Annotated in this window: 19 protein-coding genes; 10 read left to right on the top strand and 9 right to left on the bottom strand. The window is 61.6% G+C overall.

What is annotated here, in order from left to right; all coding sequences use genetic code 11:
* Positions 1–6: 6 nt before the first annotated feature.
* Together VNX23_RS28170 and rocF are read right to left on the bottom strand one after the other, a co-directional pair.
* Positions 7–279, bottom strand: coding sequence for a hypothetical protein (locus VNX23_RS28170; RefSeq protein ID WP_325634847.1), 273 nt, complete (start codon positions 277–279; stop codon positions 7–9).
* Between the two features lie 77 nt (positions 280–356).
* Positions 357–1,334: an arginase gene (gene rocF, locus VNX23_RS28165; RefSeq protein WP_325634846.1), complete on the bottom strand. Its 978-nt coding sequence runs from the start codon at positions 1,332–1,334 to the stop codon at positions 357–359.
* A 184-nt stretch (positions 1,335–1,518) separates the two neighbouring features.
* Between rocF and VNX23_RS28160 the strand changes: the two genes are divergently transcribed.
* The 3 genes from VNX23_RS28160 (at position 1,519) to VNX23_RS28150 (ending at position 4,399) form a co-directional block, all read left to right on the top strand.
* Complete coding sequence (locus tag VNX23_RS28160) at positions 1,519–3,087, top strand: tetratricopeptide repeat protein (protein WP_325634845.1); 1,569 nt, start codon at positions 1,519–1,521, stop codon at positions 3,085–3,087.
* A gap of 196 nt (positions 3,088–3,283) precedes the next feature.
* Positions 3,284–4,123 carry an alpha/beta hydrolase gene (locus tag VNX23_RS28155; protein WP_325634844.1) on the top strand — a complete coding sequence of 280 codons (840 nt, stop codon included), beginning with the start codon at positions 3,284–3,286 and terminating at the stop codon, positions 4,121–4,123.
* A 99-nt stretch (positions 4,124–4,222) separates the two neighbouring features.
* Positions 4,223–4,399: a hypothetical protein gene (locus tag VNX23_RS28150; protein WP_325634843.1), complete on the top strand. Its 177-nt coding sequence runs from the start codon at positions 4,223–4,225 to the stop codon at positions 4,397–4,399.
* A gap of 10 nt (positions 4,400–4,409) precedes the next feature.
* Here VNX23_RS28150 and VNX23_RS28145 read toward each other — a convergent pair whose 3' ends face one another.
* Positions 4,410–4,808: a c-type cytochrome gene (locus VNX23_RS28145; protein WP_325634857.1), complete on the bottom strand. Its 399-nt coding sequence runs from the start codon at positions 4,806–4,808 to the stop codon at positions 4,410–4,412.
* A gap of 321 nt (positions 4,809–5,129) precedes the next feature.
* Here VNX23_RS28145 and VNX23_RS28140 point away from each other — a divergent pair, with 321 nt between their 5' ends.
* Both VNX23_RS28140 and VNX23_RS28135 read left to right on the top strand, forming a co-directional pair.
* Complete coding sequence (locus VNX23_RS28140) at positions 5,130–5,423, top strand: c-type cytochrome (RefSeq protein WP_414643098.1); 294 nt, start codon at positions 5,130–5,132, stop codon at positions 5,421–5,423.
* A gap of 71 nt (positions 5,424–5,494) precedes the next feature.
* A complete protein-coding gene (locus VNX23_RS28135; RefSeq protein WP_325634841.1) occupies positions 5,495–6,319 on the top strand; it encodes a 2-keto-4-pentenoate hydratase in 825 nt (274 codons plus the stop codon).
* 202 nt (positions 6,320–6,521) lie between these two features.
* On the opposite strand, the gene VNX23_RS28130 is transcribed toward VNX23_RS28135, so the two are convergent.
* Complete coding sequence (locus VNX23_RS28130; protein ID WP_325634856.1) at positions 6,522–6,875, bottom strand: phasin; 354 nt, start codon at positions 6,873–6,875, stop codon at positions 6,522–6,524.
* 404 nt (positions 6,876–7,279) lie between these two features.
* Positions 7,280–7,474, bottom strand: a complete 195-nt coding sequence (locus VNX23_RS28125; RefSeq protein ID WP_325634840.1) for a hypothetical protein — start codon at positions 7,472–7,474, stop codon at positions 7,280–7,282.
* A 206-nt stretch (positions 7,475–7,680) separates the two neighbouring features.
* On the opposite strand from VNX23_RS28125, the gene VNX23_RS28120 reads away from it, so the two are divergent.
* The 4 genes from VNX23_RS28120 to VNX23_RS28105 all read left to right on the top strand — a co-directional run bounded on the left by VNX23_RS28120 (position 7,681) and on the right by VNX23_RS28105 (position 11,793).
* Complete coding sequence (locus VNX23_RS28120) at positions 7,681–8,730, top strand: type III polyketide synthase (RefSeq protein ID WP_325634839.1); 1,050 nt, start codon at positions 7,681–7,683, stop codon at positions 8,728–8,730.
* On the top strand, positions 8,727–9,236 hold the full coding sequence (locus VNX23_RS28115; RefSeq protein ID WP_325634838.1) for an isoprenylcysteine carboxyl methyltransferase family protein: 510 nt from the start codon (positions 8,727–8,729) through the stop codon (positions 9,234–9,236). Before VNX23_RS28120 ends, VNX23_RS28115 begins: the two co-directional genes overlap by 4 nt.
* Positions 9,233–10,813, top strand: coding sequence for a DHA2 family efflux MFS transporter permease subunit (locus VNX23_RS28110; RefSeq protein WP_325634837.1), 1,581 nt, complete (start codon positions 9,233–9,235; stop codon positions 10,811–10,813). Before VNX23_RS28115 ends, VNX23_RS28110 begins: the two co-directional genes overlap by 4 nt.
* 236 nt (positions 10,814–11,049) lie before the next feature.
* Positions 11,050–11,793 carry a hypothetical protein gene (locus tag VNX23_RS28105; RefSeq protein WP_325634836.1) on the top strand — a complete coding sequence of 248 codons (744 nt, stop codon included), beginning with the start codon at positions 11,050–11,052 and terminating at the stop codon, positions 11,791–11,793.
* A gap of 204 nt (positions 11,794–11,997) precedes the next feature.
* On the opposite strand, the gene VNX23_RS28100 is transcribed toward VNX23_RS28105, so the two are convergent.
* The 3 genes from VNX23_RS28100 to VNX23_RS28090 form a co-directional block, all read right to left on the bottom strand.
* The gene (locus tag VNX23_RS28100) at positions 11,998–12,762 is read right to left on the bottom strand and encodes an SPFH domain-containing protein (protein WP_325634835.1); all 765 of its coding nucleotides are present in this window, start codon (positions 12,760–12,762) and stop codon (positions 11,998–12,000) included.
* A 40-nt stretch (positions 12,763–12,802) separates the two neighbouring features.
* The gene (locus tag VNX23_RS28095) at positions 12,803–13,591 is read right to left on the bottom strand and encodes an antibiotic biosynthesis monooxygenase (protein ID WP_325634834.1); all 789 of its coding nucleotides are present in this window, start codon (positions 13,589–13,591) and stop codon (positions 12,803–12,805) included.
* Between the two features lie 674 nt (positions 13,592–14,265).
* Positions 14,266–15,318, bottom strand: coding sequence for a hypothetical protein (locus VNX23_RS28090; RefSeq protein WP_325634833.1), 1,053 nt, complete (start codon positions 15,316–15,318; stop codon positions 14,266–14,268).
* A 351-nt stretch (positions 15,319–15,669) separates the two neighbouring features.
* On the opposite strand from VNX23_RS28090, the gene bamA reads away from it, so the two are divergent.
* Positions 15,670–18,096 (top strand): outer membrane protein assembly factor BamA, encoded by a 2,427-nt coding sequence (bamA, locus tag VNX23_RS28085; RefSeq protein WP_325634832.1) that lies wholly within the window; start codon positions 15,670–15,672, stop codon positions 18,094–18,096.
* A gap of 249 nt (positions 18,097–18,345) precedes the next feature.
* On the opposite strand, the gene VNX23_RS28080 is transcribed toward bamA, so the two are convergent.
* Positions 18,346–19,243, bottom strand: an 898-nt coding sequence (locus VNX23_RS28080; protein ID WP_325634831.1) for an ABC transporter substrate-binding protein, incomplete at its 5' end; no start/stop codon positions are given.

The following is a 19,243-nucleotide window of genomic DNA, read 5'->3' as shown; positions in this document are numbered from 1 at the left end:
TGACGCTTACCGCGTCTGCGGATTTGCCGGCTGCGCCGGCCTGGGCCCTGGCGCTTCCGGTTCCAGCGCGGGCCTTGGCAAGGTCGGCTCCACAGCGGCGCCTGCGGAACGCGCGGCTTCGCCGGTCGTGTGGTGGTTGGCTAGTTCCGCGGTCTGGACGTGGGCGCGGCTCCAGGGACCGTGATCGACAATCAGCATCGCCAGAACGCCGAAGATTGCGACTGCAAGTGCGATCCAGACCGGACGCACACCTCCCTGTTTCGAATGACTTTCGGTCATCGAACCACCTCGCACTGACGTTTCCACTTCACGTCAATCGCACGGCTCGGCGAAAGGTTCCGCGGGGCAGAGGCTGCTCACCGATCCGGATCGATCGCGTTCGTCGGCGTCGGGCGGTCGGTGATTTGCTGGCCGAACAGGCTTCCGACCAATTCGACGACAGCGCGCGCGGTGCGGCCGCGCACATCGAGGAACGGATTGAGTTCCACGATGTCGACGGAGCGAACGATTCCGGAATCGTGGAGCATCTCCATGATCAGATGCGCCTCGCGATAGGTCGCCCCGCCAGGCACCGTCGTGCCGACGCCGGGAGCAACGTCGGGATCGAGAAAATCGACGTCGAAACTCAGATGCAGCACGCCGTTGCTGGCCTTCACCCTGTCGATGGCCCGCCGCATCAGGATTCCGACGCCAAACTGATCGATATGGCGCATATCGGCGACGCTGATGCGGCGCTCGCGCACCAGCTCCTTTTCCAGCTTGTCGATCGAGCGCGTACCGAACAATTCGAGCCGGCTGGAATCGATCGAGGCGCGTGGCTCGTTACCCAGAAGGCCATCAAGCCCCGGCTCGCCGCACAGAAAGGCACCGGACATGCCATGCATGTTGCCGGTGATGGTCGTCGCAGGCGTGTTGTAGTCGGCGTGCGCGTCGAGCCACATCACGAACAGGTCACGGCCGGTTTCGCGGCAATGGCGCGCCACGCCGTTCACCGACCCCATCGACAGCGAGTGATCTCCCCCGATGAAGATCGGGATCACGCCGGAATGGGCAAGCTCATAGGCGCGTGTGCTCAGCGTCCGGGTCCAACGCTGAATCTCGCGGTAATGCCTGCAGTTGTCGGGCGGAACGTCGTCGAGCTCGGGCACGCCGGCAACGGACAGATCGCCGTGATCCTCAACCGAAAAGCCAAGGCTCTCGAGCAGGGTCAACAAACCCGCCGTGCGCAGCGCCGCCGGTCCCATCAGGGTTCCGCGCTGCGACGCTCCGATCTCGATTCCGGCGCCAAGCACCGCGATCTCTCTCGGCAGTTCCGATCTGGCGACATCGTTCACAGGCAAGGTCCTTGTGAGGTGTATGCATCCTTGTGCAACGATTCCTGCCGAAGAAGAAAGCCGGAACTGTACTTGGACCCCACTTCCGCCGAGATCGCCGGCAGGTCAGGTCCTCAAAACGGGTCGCGAACGAAGAGCGAATCAGCCGATAGTGGCGGCCCAAAAATGAAATCTTTCAAATTTCATGCAAAGCCAGTCTGCAGCGAAAGAGAAGGCGACCCTCGCACCTGAACCTGCCGACGGTTGGGGTCCCCGCCTCGCACAGCAATCGCGGTTGCGCGAGCTCGACGAACTGCTGGCGCGAGCCGGCAAAGGCGAGGTCGCCATCGAAATCGAACGCGCGGCGCTACTTGGTGCATTGGACCGGCGGCAAGAGGCGCAGCTCGCTTTCATCGACATTCTCAAGCGCTGGCCTGCCAATTTCAGTGCGCTCAACGAATTCGGAACGCTTCTCGCCGCCATGGGCGCGATCGACGCCGCCTGCCGCGTCTATGCCGAGGCCATCCTCCACCATCCCGACAACCCGATGGGGCGCGTGAACCTCGCCAACCTCCTGCTTCGCGCCAACCGGCACGAGGAGGCGCGCGTGCACTACGAGGCGGCGCTGAAATCCGATCCGCATCACGCGCAGGCGCACCAGGGATTGGGCGCGGTGCTGGCCGATTTTGGCGAGTACGACCGCGCGCGCGAGCATTTCCGCAAAGGTTTTCAAGGCCACGCGATCTCGACCCTGCCCTACCGCGGCAGCCGGCCGCCGGTAACTCTCCTGCAGCTGGTATCCTCGGGCGGCGGCAACATTCCGACCGCCCCGTTTCTTGACGATCGCATTTTCTCGACTTCGGTCGCGGTGGCCGACTATCTCGATCCCGCGGCGCCCCTTCCGCCACACCAGCTCATCTTCAACGCAATCGGCGATGCCGACCTGTGCGGGGGTGCGTTGCAAGACGCCATCCAGCTGACCTCGCGCAGCGGTGCACCCCTCATCAACGATCCGCGCGCGGTGATGAGGACCGGGCGCATCGACAATGCGCGGCGGCTCGCTCACCTTGGGGGACTGGTGGTCCCGAAAATCCTGCTGACCGCTCGCGATGTTTTCACAGGTCCAAATGGTTCTGCGTGGGTTTTGAACCAGAAACTCACCTTCCCGCTGCTCTTGCGTTCTCCCGGATATCACACGGGGCGCAATTTCATCCTGGTCGAGAATGAAACCGATTTGCCCGACGCCGCCGCAAGCCTGCCGGGCAGCGAGCTTCTGATAATCGAGTATCTTGACGCCCGCGGCGAGGACGGCAGCGCGCGCAAGTATCGCGTCATGTTGATCGGCGGCAAGATCTATCCGCTGCATCTGGCGATCTCCCGAAACTGGAAAGTGCACTACTTCACCTCGGACATGGCCGAGCAGGCAGAGCATCGAGCCGAGGAATCGGCCTTCCTTGCCGATATGCGCAGCGTGATTGGCGACAAGGCCATGGCAGCGCTGTCCGCTATCGGCGACGTGCTTGGCCTCGACTATGCCGGGGTCGATTTCGGATTAAACGGTGGCGGCGACCTTTTGCTGTTCGAGGCCAACGCAACCATGGTGATCGCTTCCCCCGACGGTGACCCGCGCTGGGCCTATCGGCGCCCCGCCATCACCTCGGCGATCGATGCCGTGGTCGCGATGATCCGCGAGCGCGCGGCCGATCACGTTCCCGCAATGGAATCGGCCGATCACGCGGCGCCCGGAATATCGGCATTTCGGCTCGAGTCTTGAGTTCGAGAATTGGATTCGAGCCCCGGATTCGGCTTTTGGGTTCGAGTTTTGTGCAAATTTTGCAACGCACAATAGCGGGCCGATGCTGCGAAGCAAAAACTCTACAAAAATTAATTTGCTGCCCCCATGGGCGGAACTCGCTTCATCTGCGTTGAAACACCATCTCTTTGGAGAAGAATTCTTAGGGTGGGAACACATGAAACGGGCTTTGGCCGTCTTGGCTTGCCTCTGCCTTGTGGCCGGCGCTGCTTACGTCGCGGCCAGCAAGTGGGCCATTCGACACGAGACGCTGAATCTCTTCGATACCGATCGCGCCCGGCCGGTGTCGGTCGATCTTGCCGTGCGTCGCGATTATGAGATGAAAGCCAATGCCGGCATTTGGAAGCTTCCGGTCGCGATCATCAGCAACGGCAACACCGTCAAGAACACCGAATATTCGTTCCTCGCCAACGTGCTCGCCGCGCGAGGATATCTGGTGGCGAGCATCCAGCAAGACAATGCGACCGACCCGCCGCTGGTCACCAGGGTCGGCCTGCCCTATGTCGGCCGCCTCGAAGTCTACAAGCGAGGCGAAGCCAATATCCTGTTCGTGCTCGGCGAATTGAAAAAGCTGCAGCCGAACGCCGACTACGATCACCTGACGCTGGTCGGCCATTCCAACGGCGGCGATATTGCGATGTTCTGCGCCAAGGAGCATCCGAACTTGGTTACGAGGGTGATCACGCTCGACAATCTGCGCGTTCCCTTCGTGCTCAACGACAAGATGAAGATCCTGTCCTTCCGCTCGTCGGATCCGAACTTCAGGACCGATCCCGGCGTGCTGCCAACGCCGCAGGAGGCCAAGGCCGACAACATCGACATCGTGAAGACCCAGTTTCAGCACACCTGGATGAGCGACCGTGGTCCGGATTCGGTCAAGGAGAAGATCCAGGCGACACTCGACAAGTTTCTCGGCGATGCTACTTCGAGCGATCTGAAACCGGCGCCGACCGACAAACCGCTGATCGCGACACTCGGACCTGCGCCTTATCCATAAAACAGGGCGAAACTGTCAGAGCGACAGTTGTAGAAGCGTCGTCCCGCAAGCCTTGCGCCAGATCAATGCAAGACGCCTGCAAGGCGTCAAAACGGAGAAATGCGCAAATTGATCTTTCGCTGCACACAGACCGGCATGAACGTTCAGATTCACATGCCGGATGCTGCGCCGACAGATCATCCCGACGCTTACGAAACCGTTAACTGCCCGGCCTGCGCCCGCATCCATCTCATCAACAAGATCACCGGCAGGTTGCTGGGCGACAATGAAAAATGAAATGCCGCGGCTATTTCAGCAGGCCATTGGGACCGAACTGACGCAGATAGGCCCACAGGTTTTTGGCCTCGGTCAGATCCCTGATGCCGGAAATGGATTTTCTCGTGCCGGGAATCTTGGCCTTGGGATCGCGGATATATTCAACAAAATTGGCTTCGTTCCAGGTGAAGGCACAGTCCTTGTTGGCGTTTGAATAAACATATCCCTCGACGCTTCCGCATTTGCGCCCCTCCAGCGCGTTGAGCTGCGGTCCATTCTTGTTCTTCGCATCGACGCCAATGGAGTGGCAGCCGACACATCGCGAGAACGATATCTGGCCGGCCGCGGGGTCCTGGGCGGAAGCGACCGAGGCTGACAGGCAAAGGAAGGTCGCGGCGAGCCTGAACTGGTTGATGGCATCCTGCGGCATGATCACGCGGCGCCTCGCCCAAATTTGCGGCTGGCCATTCATGGCATCGTCGCAAATAACAGAAGCAAAATGGCGTAAATGACTCCGGCCGGCGCTGCGAGTTCCTCAAGCTCGGAGGCCGACAAGCCGCGCCGCGTCAGAACCGGGCCACCAGAAATAACCGCCGGTGCAGCGCCGCCCTTTGATCAGGATCAATGGCTTGCGGGCTAACGCGCGGCATTGCTTCCACCCGAGAGGCGTAAAACGTTTCGTTTTCGCAACCGGCAAGTCGGAGGAGAGCATCGAATGGGCGCGGATCTCGGGCATCCTTTGGTTCTTTTGATGGCTGCTGCGTTGGCCGCGACCGTTGGCGCATCAGCGTCCTCCGCAGCTGACGCCGATCATGGCGCCGACCTTGCCCGGCGATGGTGCGCTACCTGTCACGTGGTTGACGGCGACCAGAAGCAGGCAAGCGCCGACGTTCCCCCGTTCACCGCCATCGCCAAAAAATCGGATTTCAGTTCGGAGAAGATCACATCCTTCCTGCTCGAACCGCATCCCAAGATGCCGAATTTCCCGCTCAGCCGCGACGAGGCGGCCGATATTGCGGCCTATATCGGTTCGATGCGCAAATAAAGCGTGCAAAAGCGGCGCCCGGAGGAAACAATCGGGGTTTGAGCCTTTCGTACCCCGATCGAGCAGGACAGATGAACACGAGCCAACCTACCGAAAGGCTGCAAGCGATCGCAGCCGAGGCGTTCAGCGCACTCCGCAACACCCGCCAGGTCCCGCCATTCTCCGGCCGCCCTGCCGCCTTGAGTATCGAGGATGCCTACCGCATCACTCCCCTGGTCCGGCAGATGTACGAGGCCGAGGGCGCGGAAGTGGTGGGCCGCAAGATCGGTTTCACCAATCGCACGATCTGGCCGCAATACGGCGTCTATGCGCCGGTCTGGGGTTATGTGTTCGACCGCAGCGCGCGAGAACTCGATGCGCTCGAGGCGCTCCCGCTCAAGCCGTTTTCCGAACCGCGCATCGAGCCCGAGATCATGTTCGGGCTTGGCGCGTCACCTTCGGCCGAAATGGACGAGCAGGCCCTGTCAGGGTGCATCGAGTGGACCGCGCTCGGTTTTGAGATCGTGCAGTCGATCTTTCCGGGATGGAAGTTCGAGGCCAGCGACACCATCGCCGCCAACGGCGTGCACGGGGCGCTGCTGATCGGTCCGCGTCATCCCTTCGCACCGCGCGCGGCGGAGTGGCGGCGAACGCTTGCCACGTTCGAAATCGAACTTTCTTGCAACGGCCATGTGATCGATCGCGGGGCTGCGGAAAATGTGCTGGGCGGCCCGCTCACCGCACTGCGCCATCTGGTCGGCCTGCTTGCGTCCGATCCTGTCAACCCGAAGCTTGCCGCCGGCGAAATCGTCACCACCGGCACGCTGACCAAGGCCATGCCGATCGCCCCCGGCGAGACCTGGACCGCGACGCCAAAGGGAATCGGGCTCGACGCGGTGCGACTGCGCTTTGTCTGACCGCATCGACAAAAGCAAATCCCTGCCGGCAGAGCCGGCAGGGATCAGCAGAAAGGTTGACGGACGGCGGATGAAGACATCCGGTGGCCCGTCAAGGACCTGCACGGAAAATTGAAATCCAATGAAGGCTGCCCAGGCAAGATTAATTTGTGGGCAGCGATTGCACGCATTCTCATCATATCAGGCGAATGCGCTCTCGCTTTCAGGATTTGGGCCTTGCCGCATCCCTGGCCGCCGTCATCACCTCGCCCGTGATCTGGCGCATGTGCTCGCCGGCATTAGTGAACTGGCTGCGCAGGAATTCCGACTGGATTTGCATGGCCTGCTGAAGATCGGTGGCGTGAACCAGCTTGCGCGCGTGTTCGAAGGCGGCCTTCATGTTCTGCTGGGTGAACGACAACGCCTGTTTGGAAATTTCCGTCCCTGGGCCGGGGATCGACCCCACCGATTTGTTGGCGGCATCGAAGAACATACCGAAGGCCTTTTCTGCCTGATCAATGGTCTTTTCGGCCAGATCGCGCAATTCAGTCGGTACTTCCAGTTTCGGTTCGGCCATGGACGCCTTCCTCCTGTTTTTCTGTTTTCCCCGTTTTTTGTGGGTTACCACATTTCCCCCGTTGTGGCGATTCACGCCCTTCGCTGCCGGGAGTGAGCCGGCTTGGGCCACCTTGCGGCTGCCGGCCGGCTGATTTTTCCCCGCGACGCCAGAGCTTTGAGAAGACCAACGGTATTTCTGGATCAAGCCAGACCTCTGCTGCCGAGGCTCTTGTCGAAGCCGGAGGTCATGCAGCCCTGCGATCGAATGACGGCTTGGCCATCGTGGTACGCGGAAGGGGGTGTTTGCTCGAAAAGGCTCAGCGCGTTGGCGCGAATGACTTCAGAATTGCTTCGATCAAATGCGTCTTTCAATGAGCATTCGCTTTTTCGCCGGCTGCCTTGCGCGACGAACTCACGACGCCCTCATCGCGCATTGAAGTGCCCGTTGGGCACTGGCGCGGGATCGTTGGCGAGCTGCTCGACGAGATCGACCACCTCGGCGCGTTGCGAAGATGAGAGCCTGATGAAGGCTTTCAGAAGCCGCAGGCCCTGGACCGTTTCGCTGGTCGGGTATCCGAGCTTCTCGCGCAATTCGGAAGCAAATATGCGATTGGTCATCTCGCGCTCTTGAGCGGCAGTACGCAGGCGGATTTGCCAGGTTGAAATTATGCCAAGGAACAACCCCACCGGCAAGGCAAACTCCAGGGCCAACGCCTTGGCGAGGTTGCTTCACGCTTTAGTGACTCGTCGCTCTGCAATGACCGAAATAAACGATTTCGATCGCTGTTCCAGTGATAACGGTAAGGCGACTCGAGAGGCTTGTCATGCATTCAGCCGCCCTGGTTTCGCTGGCGACATCGGTGCCTGCCCATACCTTCTTGCAGAAGGACGTTCTGGCCGCCGCGTGGGATATTTTCGGCAGCCGCTTTCCCGACTATGAGAGATTCGCAAGCATCTACACCAACACCGGGATCATCAAGCGCCACGGCGTCAAGCCGTTCGACTGGTATCTCACGCCGCGGGGCTGGCCGGAACGCACCGAGGCGTTTCTTGAAGGGGCGGAAGCGCTCTACATCGAGGTGGCCGGCAAGGCGCTGGCGAGCGCCGGCATTCGCGCAGCAGACGTTGACACCGTCGTGACCGTGTGCTCCACGGGCATCGCCACTCCCAGTCTCGATGCGCGCGTCCACCGCCGCATGGGCTTTCGATCCGACGTCTCCCGCGTGCCGGTGTTCGGGCTCGGCTGCGCCGGCGGCGCTTCGGGCCTTTCGATCGCCTCGCGGCTGGCGCAGGCGCGGCCTGGTACCAACGTGCTCCTGGTGACGATCGAGCTCTGCTCGCTCGCGCTCAGGCTCGACGAGTTGACCAAGGCCAACATCATCGCCACCAGCCTGTTCGGCGACGGCGCCGCGGCGATCGTGCTGCGCGCCGGAGACGGCGGAGAGACCCAAATCGAAAGCACCGGCGAGCACCTTTGGCCGGATACACTTGACGTCATGGGCTGGAGCGTCGATCCCTTAGGGTTCGGCGTCATCCTTCGCCGCACCGTCCCCGAATTCGTCTCGTCCGAACTCAAGCCGGCTCTGGAGAAAATCCTGACGCGCATGCGCCTTTCGCTGGCCGACATCGGCAGGTTCATCTGCCATCCCGGTGGCGCCAAGGTGATCAACGCGATCGAGTCCGCGCTCGCGCTCGACCAGGGCACGCTCGATCATGAACGCGACGTGATCGCCGACTATGGCAACATGTCGGCGCCGACGGTCCTGTTCATCCTCCAACGCGCGCTGGCGAAGGGCCTGCCGGCGCGTTCGCTCCTCACGGCGCTCGGACCCGGCTTCACCGCAAGCTGCGTCGCGCTGCGGCGCGCGGTATGACACTGGCCGAAATCCTGCTTGGCCTCGTGACGGCCCAGCGCGCCGGAGAACTGGTCTTTTCCCGTCTCAACACGAAAAGGTTGAAGCAACGCGGCGCCTTCGAGGTTTCCGCGCAGCACTATCCCTTGATGGTCGCCCTGCATGCGGCCTGGCTGATCTCGCTCTGGCTGTTCGGCCATGATCGGCCGTTGAACATTTTCGCCCTGGTCGCTTATCTCGGCCTGCAAATCCTGCGCGTCTGGGTGATGCGCACGCTCGGTCAGCGCTGGACCACGCGGATTATCGTGCTGCCGGGAGCGCCGCTGGTATCGGCAGGGCCTTATCGTTATCTCTCCCATCCCAATTACGCCGTGGTCGCCGGCGAGATTGTGGTGCTGCCGCTCGTGCTCGGCCTGCCCTTTCTTGCGCTGGTGTTCACAATGCTCAACGCCGCCATGCTCTTCATCCGCATCCGCGCCGAAAATCGCGCGCTCGATGCGGCGCGAACTGCGCGTGCCCGATCATGACCGAGGCGATCATCGCAAGGCAGGAGTCGATGGCCGCGACATGGCTCGGCTTCATCCTGATGTGCCTTGGCATGTTCATGGCGATCCTCGACATCCAGGTGGTCGCCACCTCGCTTCCCGCGATCCAGCAGGCGCTCGAAATCTCGCGCGACGCGATGAGCTGGATTCAGACCGCCTATCTGATCGCCGAGATCGTTGCCATTCCATTGACTGGCTGGCTCACGCGCGTCCTGACGCTGCGCTGGATGTTCGTGGCCGCCATCGGCCTCTTCACGCTTGCCTCGATCGGCTGTGCTTCCAGCGCCAGTTTTGCCACGCTCGTGTCCTTCCGCGTGCTTCAGGGATTTGCCGGCGGCGCGCTGATCCCGGCGGTGTTCTCCGCGGTGTTCCTGCTGTTCCCGCTGCGCCTGCACCCGATCGCCACGACGCTCGGCGGCATCATGGCGGTGCTGGCGCCCACCATCGGCCCGGTGGTCGGCGGGTGGATCACCGAGACCTGGTCGTGGCATTGGCTGTTTCTGATCAACGTGGTACCGGGCCTGCTTGCGGCGCTCGCCACGCCGTTCCTGCTGCCGATCGAAAAGCCGAACTTCAACGATCTTGCTACACTCGATCTCTTCTCGCTTCTCATGATGACGGCAGCGCTCGGTTGCCTTGAGCTCGGCCTCAAACAGGCGCCGCAGCTTGGTTGGCTGTCGGCGCGTTGCATCGCGCTGTTCCTCGCAAGTGGCCTAGCCGCGGCCATCTTCGCCTCGAGGACGCTCAAGGCATCGCGTCCCGTGGTCGAACTGAAGACGCTGCGCGCCCGCGCCTTTGCCGTCAGTTGTGCCCTGAGTTTCTGCCTCGGTGTCGGCCTGTTCGGCTCGGTCTATCTGATGCCGGTCTTTCTCGCCTATGTCCGCCGCCACGATGCGTTCGAGATCGGCACCATCATGCTCGTCACCGGCATCGCGCAGCTCATCACCGCGCCGCTCGCGGGGGCGCTGGAATCGAGGTATGACCCGCGCAAGCTGTCGGCATGCGGATTCGCCCTGTTTGCGCTCGGCCTTGGCCTGAGCGCGTTCCAGAGCCGCGTTGCCGATTTCGACGAGATGTTCTTGCCCCAGGTTCTGCGCGGGATCGCGATCATGTTCTGCCTGCTGCCGCCGACGCGGCTGGCGCTCGGTACTCTCACGGCCGCGCAAGTGCCGGACGCCAGCGGGCTGTTCAACCTGATGCGCAATCTCGGCGGAGCGATCGGCATCGCCTTGATCGACACCATTCTCTACGGCCGCACGGTCGGGCATGGGCTCGCGCTGCGCGACCGGCTGATCGCAGGCGACGTCAGCGCGGCGCAGGCGATCGGGCTCGACGTGCAGCTATTTTTGCATCCCCCGCCCGACGTATCGCAGGCCACGGTCGAGGCCTATGTGCGCCCGATGGTCGAGCGGGCGGCGTTCGCAATCTCCGTCAACGAAGCCTGGGCCCTTCTCGCGCTCGTGGCGCTGATTGCCGTGTTGCTGGTGCCGCTTGCGGGCAAACTGCCGGCGAGTGGCGCTGCAAAAGCGTCGAATTCGAGGATTACCGGTCGGGCTTGAATGAATACGGCAAAAAGCAACATTTTCGCACCGAAACGAGTGACCGGAGCCGGATCAGGACATCGAACACGAAGCTGCGGCGACCGCGCCGGATCATTGTCGGGTTCGCTTTTTGTCCACAAAAAAGCGAAAATCCGCCTTCAGGGTGGACGATCCGGGCCAGTTGTCTTATTTGGCCCAGGAGCTGAGAATTCAAGCTAATCCAATTCAAACGTAACCTGTTCTGAGTCATCGTCATGACGCTTGCTGAGACAGTCCCTGATCTGACCGAGGAGCTCACCGCGCATGCGGTTGCGAGCATCGAGGCTGCCGATCATTTCTCCTCGCCCTTCCCCCATATTGTGTTCCGCAATTACTTTCCCGCGGATTTCTACCGCGACCTGGTGCGCAGTGTCCCTGCGGAAGGATTTGATCTGATCACCGGTACGGGAACCCGCACGGCGCTGCGCCTCTACGGCGAAAATGTTGAAAAAATCGAGCCTGCACTGCGACCGACATGGTCTGCTGTTTCGACGATGTTGACCTCGAAAGCGCTGGAGCGGGCGATCCGAAACAGACTTCGTGACGGGCTGGAAATTCGTGCCCGCGGTGACCGGTTGGCGAGCGTCGACGATCTGAAGCTGGTGCCGAAACCGGTGGTCTACAGGGACAGGGACGGCTACCAGATCAAGCCGCATCCGGACACGCGCAAGAAGGTCGTGACGATGCAGCTTTATTGCCCGACCGACACCAGCCAGGAAGCCTTGGGCACAACGCTTTATCGAGCATCCCTCAAGGGCCTCTTTAACGTCGGCTCCTATTGCCTGGAGCCGGTGAAGACCATCCCATTTCTGCCCAATGTCGGATACGCGTTCGTGGTCCTCAAAGCCAATCACTCGCTGACAAAGATCAGCTGGCACGGCCGCCCGGCGATCCAGACTGATCAGCCTCGCGTCTCCATCCTCAACACCTTCTACGCGAACGAGGATTTGGGCTTCTAGAGCATGATCCGGAAAAGTGGAAACCGGTTTTCCGAAAAGATCATGCTCAAACAAAAAGAGGAGATCATGACGCGATTCCACTTAATCGCATCATGATCCAAAGCGTTGGCCAGGGCGGATGTGCCCGGCGGCAGGCTTCGAACCGGTTGACGCCCTTGATAGCCGGGGACGGCCAAACGTCGACCTTTGTCGCGTAGCGATGGTCTATTTCGACTTGGCGTCCTTGGAGAGCATGGCGATCGCGTCCTGCACCGTCGTCATGAACTGGGCGGGGAAGATGATGGTGGAATTCTTCTCGATCGAGATTTCGGCCATCGTCTGCAGAGTGCGGAGCTGAAGTGCGACCGGATGCTCGGTGATGATGTCGGCCGCCTGCCCGAGCTTGACGGCCGCCTGGTATTCGCCCTCGGCGGCGACGATCTTGGCGCGGCGTTCACGCTCGGCCTCGGCCTCCTTTGCCATCGCCCGCTGCATGTTCTCCGGCAGGACGATGTCCTTGATCTCTACCGCCGTCACTTGCGTGCCCCAGGGCTCGGTGTGCTGGTCGATGACGTTCTTGATCTGATCGTTGATGCTGGCCGTGTCCGACAACAGCTGATCGAGGCTGAAGCGCCCGACCACGTTGCGCACCGTGGTCTGGCTGATCTGGTTGATCGCGTTGTAGACGTTCTCGATCGCGATCACCGCCCTTTCGGGGTTGGTGATGTGATAATAGGCCACCGCCGCGATATCGATCGAAACGTTGTCCCTGGTGATGATCTTCTGCGACGGGATCAGCATGGTGACGGTGCGCAGCGACACCCGCGTCATAGTCTGGAAAGGCACGAAGATCAGCGTCAGTCCGGGTCCGCGCACGCCGGTGAAGCGGCCGAGCAGGAAAACCACGCCGCGCTCATATTGCTTGAGGACGCGGATTGAAACGACGGCATAGATGACCGCAAGCAGAACAAGAAAGTAGATCAGTCCCATTGCGCCCTCGCTTCTCTGTTGTTCCGAAGGATGTCGCCGCTCAACGGGCGCCTTTTGAAGATTGCTTGATATCTGCGTAGTATTGCGGCGCCTCGCGCCGATCGAAACGTCCGTAATCGCGCACGATGCGCATCCTGCGGTGCCGAAGCTTGTCGAACCCCGGTATGCTGGCGGGCGACCACGCCCGGCCCCTCTCGGTGTCCTTCCAGGAGGTCAGCAGCACCAGCTTTCCCGGATTATAGATGCTCTCGAACACGTCGTGGTCGGCGACGCCATCGCTCGACAGGTCGAGCCCGAGATGAGCCGGCAGCCGATCCGGCCGCGCGAAGGTGTTGTTCTTCGCCGGCGTTGCTTCCGTAAACGTCACGAGTTTCGCGACACCGACTTCGGTCTCGTCAAAGCGCTGCTCGACCACATTTAGCCCCTTCGGCGGGTCGGTGTCGGAGGTGATTTCGCCGATGCGCAGATGATAGTCGGCAAAGATCTCGAACCTGCCCTTGCTCTGAACGAAGTAATGATCGCGCTGGGTGCGCCAGCGCACCATCGATTTCTCGTCGCGCCAGGTGGATTGCGACAATACCCAGCCTGGCCGGCGCTTGCTTTCGTAGCGCTCGACGTCGACGAACCCGTCGATCGCCTCAAGTATCGGCATGAGATTTCCGGCAAGCTCAAGGTACTCATCCTTGCGCCCCTCATTCGGGAGGACTTCAAAGATCACCGAAAACATGAGCGCCTCCTTTTCGCTGATTCCGGGCTCGGGATTGCAGACATCGTACCATGCGCCCCGATCGGGACGAACATTGATCGAGATCAAACCGGGTATCGGCATTTGTGCTCTACCTGCAAGGCCCAGGGAAAGATCACAGCCTTTGAGGAGCGCGCGAGCCTTGCGTCGACGGCTTTCGATGACCTGATCCTTTGGAGGATTTATTTCAGAAGGGCGACCACAGATGCTTCCGCGCCTTCGGGCCAGATTGCATCTGTGGTCTATTTTTCATGCCGATCGGGCGCTAGCATGACTCCGTCCCCACCCCTCGCCTGCCCGCTTGCCAAGCCCGAAAACGCCTAGCGTGGCGGTTCAGAAGTCCGCATCATTGCAGCTCGCGAGTTCGTCATGCGGACTTCTGAACCAAAGCCACACTAGAATCAATATGTTTGCTGGTGTCCTTTCGATTCCGAAGTTCGCAGACGAGGTCGCCGCAAAATGATGCGAACTTCGGAATCAGGACACTAGAACGGCGGCAAGAAAACCTACATTGTGAGCACTTATATCATCGAGAAAAGCGAGCCGAAGGCTTCGCCCGCGTGGGCCTCGGCGTCATCGCGAGGAGAGTGAAGGACGTCGGGCATTCCGCGAGGGTGCGTCAGCATCAGACCCGGAACCTCGGAATGACGAAACATGGGATCGTTGCGCTTGCGCTTCGCACGTACGGGCAGGCTGCGTCATGGCCTTGAGCCGCAGCGAAGAGGCCCGCCTCAAAAGCCGCATGGCGCGGGCTGTCTTCACTGCTGCTTTTCCCAGAACGACAACAGCCCCTGCGAGGCCGATCCGCCGATCACGCAGGGAATGCCGACCGCGATCGCGCCAAGCGCTGCCGCCGAGACGCAGCCGAGCGCAACCGCGCCGACCCCGACCTGGCCCCAGAAGTCGAGGTTGCGGCGCGCATCCGAGCCCTTCGCCTTGAGCTCTTCCACCGCGGCAAGCGCGTCCTTGCGCACTGCACCCAGCTGCACGGTGTCGGCCGCTTCCACAACCTCGGCCAGCGGCACCTTGACCGGTGCCGGCTGCACCGCCAGTTCGCTGCGAAGATATTCGCGCAGGCCCGCGTCACGAACCGCGTAGCTTGCAAGCGTGTAACGCGCCATGCTGCCGACCGTGAGCTTGTCGACGGTATCGCGACTCTTGCTCCAGGGCAGCATCTGCATGATGCGCAGGATCGGGGCGTAGGAGCCGGTCGCGAAGTAATATCCCCAGAGCGTATCGAGCAGATCCTGGTTGCCGGCGAAGGTCTGCCGCATCTTCAGCTTCTTGTCTTCCTTGGCGAACGGATTTTTGGTGAGCACGCCCTTGATCTTTTCCATCATTCCGGGCGTCGGCTCTTCCAGCGGAATCTCGGTCAGCGTCGGCAGCGAGCCCGCAAGATAGCTGTCGATCATCACCCTGCGTCCCGGCATTTTCGGCGCAACCCGGCGCAGAAGGTTGCGCCACTCGGGCAAGCCCGAGAACGCGATCGCGCGCACGATCACCCATTCGTCTTCGGGCTTGACCGGGAAGAAGCTCAACACGAGCTGCTCGGCCTTGGCCGGGTTGGAGGCGATCGCACCCGCAATGAAGCCCAGATAGATGCCGGCGTTCTCCGGCTCCCGGAAGGTCTGCGAGTGGAAAAGCACGCGCACCGCCGCAGGCACATGCGCATAATCGGGCTTGGCGCGGTAGTTATAGATCCATTGCTGAACCACGCTCAGCGAGGCGCGCGGATCGATCTCCGGCGTGACCGCACCTGCCGCGGGCTGAACCAGCACGAACAAGGCGATGACCAGGCTTACGAAACGCATGTGATGCTCCCCGACGCAAACTGCCAAAAGCGCGATGGTCCTGGATCGCCAAGCCATCGCCCCAGGCGTGGTGTCCAGGAATGATCCCCACGCAAGCGCGCGCAGGGAAAAGCCAGTTCCCACTGTGGCCAATCATGCACTATTCGCTAGGTTTTATTTGAAGCGGCTATACGACAATTCTGGGACGCGCGTTCCACGGCTGCGTCTGAATTGTGGCAAGCCAAAATTGTGGCGAACCGTTAACGCTTAAGGCGACATCTCTCCCCATCGGCGACATTCTTTCGCCCCTGTCGGCGCATTCGATCAAGGCGCAGGCGGAGGGGGATAACGGGCAAGACGTGATGAGGCGATATGGCGCCTGAGATGGCGGCGCCGGAGCGGCTGGCGTCACACCGGCGAAGCTCCCGGTCCAAAGCGGCAAGCCTACTGCTTGCCGCTGCGCTCGTGTTTTGTTGCGCGCAGGCCCGTGCGCAAGGCATCGCGAGTGAAACGACGGCCGGCCGGGTCGACGCGAAGTCGCGCGACGGCGACGCGAAGACGCGTGCGGCCATCGAGGTCGAAGGCAATCGCCGGGTCGATGCCGAGACGGTGCGGTCCTATTTCCACGCCGCGGCCGATGGGCGTTTTGACGAAGCCTCGCGCGATGCCGCTCTGAAATCGCTGGTGGCGACCGGCCTGTTCGACAAGGTCTCGATCGAGCGCGCCGGCGAGCGGTTGGTCGTGCACGTGCATGAAGCGCCGGTGCTCGATCGCGTCGCCTTCGAGGGCAACAAGCGGATCAAGGACGACGAGCTCACCAAGACCATCGAATCCAAGCCGCGCGGCACGCTGCAGCGTGCGCAGGTGCAATCCGATGTTTCGCACATCATGGAGGCCTATCGTCATCTCGGCCGCGACGAGGTCGGCGTGCGGCCCGAGATCATCGATCGCGGCAACGACCGCGTCGACCTGGTCTATGTGATCACCGAAGGCGCCAAAACGCCGGTGCGCCAGATCAATTTCGTCGGCAACAAGGCGTTCGGCAAACGGCAGCTTGCCGCCGTCATCAAGACCTCGGCCACCAACATGCTGAGTTTCCTCATCGGCGGCGACGTCTATGACCCCGACCTTGTCTCCGCCGACCGCGAAAGCCTGCGCAACTACTATCGCAGCAAAGGCTACGCGGACGTCAACGTGCCTTCGGCGGTCGCCGAATACGACCCGGCAACGCGCGGCTTCACGCTGACCTTCACGGTCGACGAAGGCCCGCTCTACCGTTTCGGCGACGTCAACGTCCTCTGCCATGTCGAGGGGCTTGATGCGGCAAAACTCCGCCGTCTCCTGCTCGTGCAACAAGGTGGCACGTTCAACGGCACCGCGCTCGACAAGACCGACGAGGCGCTCGCCATCGAACTCGCCAAGCTCGGCTATCCCTTCGCCCATGTCTCCCCCCGCATCGTCCGCGATGCTACTGCCAACCGGATCGACGTGGCGTTCGAGATTTCCCAGGGGCCGCGCGCCTATGTCGAGCGCATCGATATCCACGGCAACACCCGCACCCGCGGTTACGTGATCCGCCGCGAATTCGATATCGCCGAGGGCGATGCCTTCAACAAGGGTCTCGTCGACCGCGCCGAACGGCGGCTGAAGAACCTTGGCTACTTCAAGACCGTCAAGCTCTCGACCAGGCCCGGCTCTGTGCCGGATCGCGTCATTCTCGACGTCGAGGTGGTGGAGCAGAACACAGGCGATTTCAACATCGCCGGCGGATACTCGACCGTCGATGGCTGGCTCGCCGAGGTCAAGCTCGGGGACCGCAGCTTCATGGGCACCGGTGTGGCGCTCAGTTCCGCCTTCACCTACGGCCAATACACCCGCGGCATCGATCTTTCGGCGACCGACCCCTATTTTTTCGGTAACCGCGTTTCCGGGGGCATCGATATCTTTGCCAAGGAGAGCGTTGCCAACAGCTACCAGTCCTACGGCACCGAAAATTACGGCATGATGCTCCTGATCGGCACGCCCCTGACCGAGCAGCTGGGCGTGCAGTGGCGCTATTCGATCGCAAGGCAGGAAGTCACGCTCAATCCGGCCTCGCTCGCCCTGCCAGCGTCGATCGCGATCCAGCAGGCAGCCCTGGCCGGCCCGCAATGGGTGTCGGCGGTCGGCGAGACCGCGACTTTTTCGACCGTCGACAATCCGAAGGCTCCGACCAGCGGCTTCACTTCGACGCTCAGGCAGGATCTGGCCGGCCTCGGCGGCGACGTGAACTTCCTGCGTACCACCGAGGACTTCCGCTACTACCATCAGATCAACGACGACGTGGTGAGCCTGGCGCGCGCACAAGGCGGCTACATCACCGGCTGGGGCGGCAAGCAGGTGCCGCTGATCGACAGCTTCTTCGGCGGCCCTTCGATGGTGCGCGGATTTGCGCCCAATGGTTTCGGCCCGCGCGACCTCACGCCCGGCACCACGATGGATAATGTCGGCGGCAGCATGTACTGGGCGACGACGGCGGAGCTGCAAAGCAATATCCCGGGGGTTCCGGCGGAATACGGGCTGAAGGCGCTCGCCTTTGTCGATGCCGGCAGCGTATTCCGTTACAACGGGCCGACGACCTTTCCGGGTTCAACCCAATCGCTACAGCTTGCCAATGCCAACATCGTGCGCTCTTCGGTCGGTGGCGGCTTGAGCTGGGCCTCGCCATTCGGTGCGCTCACGGTCACCTATGCCGCGCCGCTGACGAAGGCATCCTATGACGTGGTGCAGCCGCTCGGCTTCACGGCCTCGCCGTTCTGAAACTCTCGAGCAATACGGCGGCGAACGCGATCAGCATCGCGATTTGTCGACACCGCAAAAGCCTTGTCCGGGAAAGCGTATCTTCGCTTTCGAGAAACGCCTTGATGCTACGCGGAGCCCGCGATGATCGATCCCGATCGGCTTCCATGTCCGTTTTGGTGCGCATAACGGACTCAAAGTCAGACATCGTGCCATGTCCGAAAAGTGTCACTTTCGGACTCGTACATCGCAGCAATTGCTAGCTTGGCTTTATTCGATCACCTCATCGGCTCGGAGGAGGATCGATGGCGGCACGGTGAGCCCCAGCGTTTTCGCTGTTTTGAGGTTGACCGTCAGTTCATATTTGGTCGGCCCCTGCACTGGTAGGTTAGCGGGCTTTTCTCCTTTGAGGATACGATCGATATAGCTGGCTGCACGTCGGTACTGGCCAACCGTATCGGGACCATATGAGGCGAGAGCGCCGTCAGCGGTGTAGTAGCGGTAGGGATAAGTCGCCGGTAAGTGGTTCTTGTTGACTGCGGCAATGATTGCCGCGCGGTGCGCGGAGATGCCTCCTCCCACTGTCGCGATCATTCCTCCGTTGGGAACGCTCGCGAACGCCGTTATCCGGCGCTCCATGTCAGCAACGTCGGAAGGGTTGATCGGAATGGACTCCACCCCGCGTGCGGGCGCCAGCGCCTGGATCACGGCAAACTGCGCAATCCCCGGGCCGTGCGTCGGATCGCGCAATACAGCGACCCGCGTGGTGCCCGGCGCAATCTCGAGCAGCAGGTCGAGCCACTTACCAGCGAGGCTGTATTCGAACTGTGTGAAGCCTGTGATATTACCGCCCGGCCTCGCCATGCTCTCGACATAGCCGGACCCGACTGGATCGATGGCCTGCACCATCACGATTGGAATGGTGCTCGTCGCCTTCGAAAGTGCCGCAATTGCACTGTTGCTGGACCCGAGAAGGACGTCGGGCGCGAGCGCGACCACCTCAACTGCCGTTTTTTGCGTGAGCGCCGGATCATTGGCAACCCAATGATAGTCGATCGCAATGGTGCCGCCCTTCGTCCAGCCCAATGCAGCGAGTGCCTGCTCGAATGCCGCGCTGCGCGCGACTACTTCGACGTCGTCCGGGGCGAGTCCGGCCACTACCGTGATG

This window comes from Bradyrhizobium sp. (genome assembly GCF_035570375.1).
In the GTDB taxonomy this organism is placed as follows: domain Bacteria; phylum Pseudomonadota; class Alphaproteobacteria; order Rhizobiales; family Xanthobacteraceae; genus Bradyrhizobium.
This window is presented reverse-complemented; position numbering and strand designations above follow the sequence as displayed.

What these genes read in the sequence shown, in the direction of transcription:
- VNX23_RS28095 (WP_325634834.1), bottom strand. Translation starts at nt 13,591, where the DNA reads ATGCCGATACCCGGTTTGATCTCGATCAATGTTCGTCCCGATCGGGGC.
- VNX23_RS28110 (WP_325634837.1), top strand. Translation starts at nt 9,233, where the DNA reads ATGACCGAGGCGATCATCGCAAGGCAGGAGTCGATGGCCGCGACATGG.
- VNX23_RS28150 (WP_325634843.1), top strand. Translation starts at nt 4,223, where the DNA reads ATGCGCAAATTGATCTTTCGCTGCACACAGACCGGCATGAACGTTCAG.
- VNX23_RS28170 (WP_325634847.1), bottom strand. Translation starts at nt 279, where the DNA reads ATGACCGAAAGTCATTCGAAACAGGGAGGTGTGCGTCCGGTCTGGATC.
- VNX23_RS28155 (WP_325634844.1), top strand. Translation starts at nt 3,284, where the DNA reads ATGAAACGGGCTTTGGCCGTCTTGGCTTGCCTCTGCCTTGTGGCCGGC.
- VNX23_RS28090 (WP_325634833.1), bottom strand. Translation starts at nt 15,318, where the DNA reads ATGCGTTTCGTAAGCCTGGTCATCGCCTTGTTCGTGCTGGTTCAGCCC.
- VNX23_RS28100 (WP_325634835.1), bottom strand. Translation starts at nt 12,762, where the DNA reads ATGGGACTGATCTACTTTCTTGTTCTGCTTGCGGTCATCTATGCCGTC.
- VNX23_RS28130 (WP_325634856.1), bottom strand. Translation starts at nt 6,875, where the DNA reads ATGGCCGAACCGAAACTGGAAGTACCGACTGAATTGCGCGATCTGGCC.
- VNX23_RS28125 (WP_325634840.1), bottom strand. Translation starts at nt 7,474, where the DNA reads ATGACCAATCGCATATTTGCTTCCGAATTGCGCGAGAAGCTCGGATAC.
- VNX23_RS28120 (WP_325634839.1), top strand. Translation starts at nt 7,681, where the DNA reads ATGCATTCAGCCGCCCTGGTTTCGCTGGCGACATCGGTGCCTGCCCAT.
- VNX23_RS28115 (WP_325634838.1), top strand. Translation starts at nt 8,727, where the DNA reads ATGACACTGGCCGAAATCCTGCTTGGCCTCGTGACGGCCCAGCGCGCC.
- VNX23_RS28160 (WP_325634845.1), top strand. Translation starts at nt 1,519, where the DNA reads ATGCAAAGCCAGTCTGCAGCGAAAGAGAAGGCGACCCTCGCACCTGAA.
- VNX23_RS28105 (WP_325634836.1), top strand. Translation starts at nt 11,050, where the DNA reads ATGACGCTTGCTGAGACAGTCCCTGATCTGACCGAGGAGCTCACCGCG.
- VNX23_RS28135 (WP_325634841.1), top strand. Translation starts at nt 5,495, where the DNA reads ATGAACACGAGCCAACCTACCGAAAGGCTGCAAGCGATCGCAGCCGAG.
- VNX23_RS28140 (WP_414643098.1), top strand. Translation starts at nt 5,130, where the DNA reads ATGGCTGCTGCGTTGGCCGCGACCGTTGGCGCATCAGCGTCCTCCGCA.
- VNX23_RS28145 (WP_325634857.1), bottom strand. Translation starts at nt 4,808, where the DNA reads ATGCCGCAGGATGCCATCAACCAGTTCAGGCTCGCCGCGACCTTCCTT.
- bamA (WP_325634832.1), top strand. Translation starts at nt 15,670, where the DNA reads ATGGCGCCTGAGATGGCGGCGCCGGAGCGGCTGGCGTCACACCGGCGA.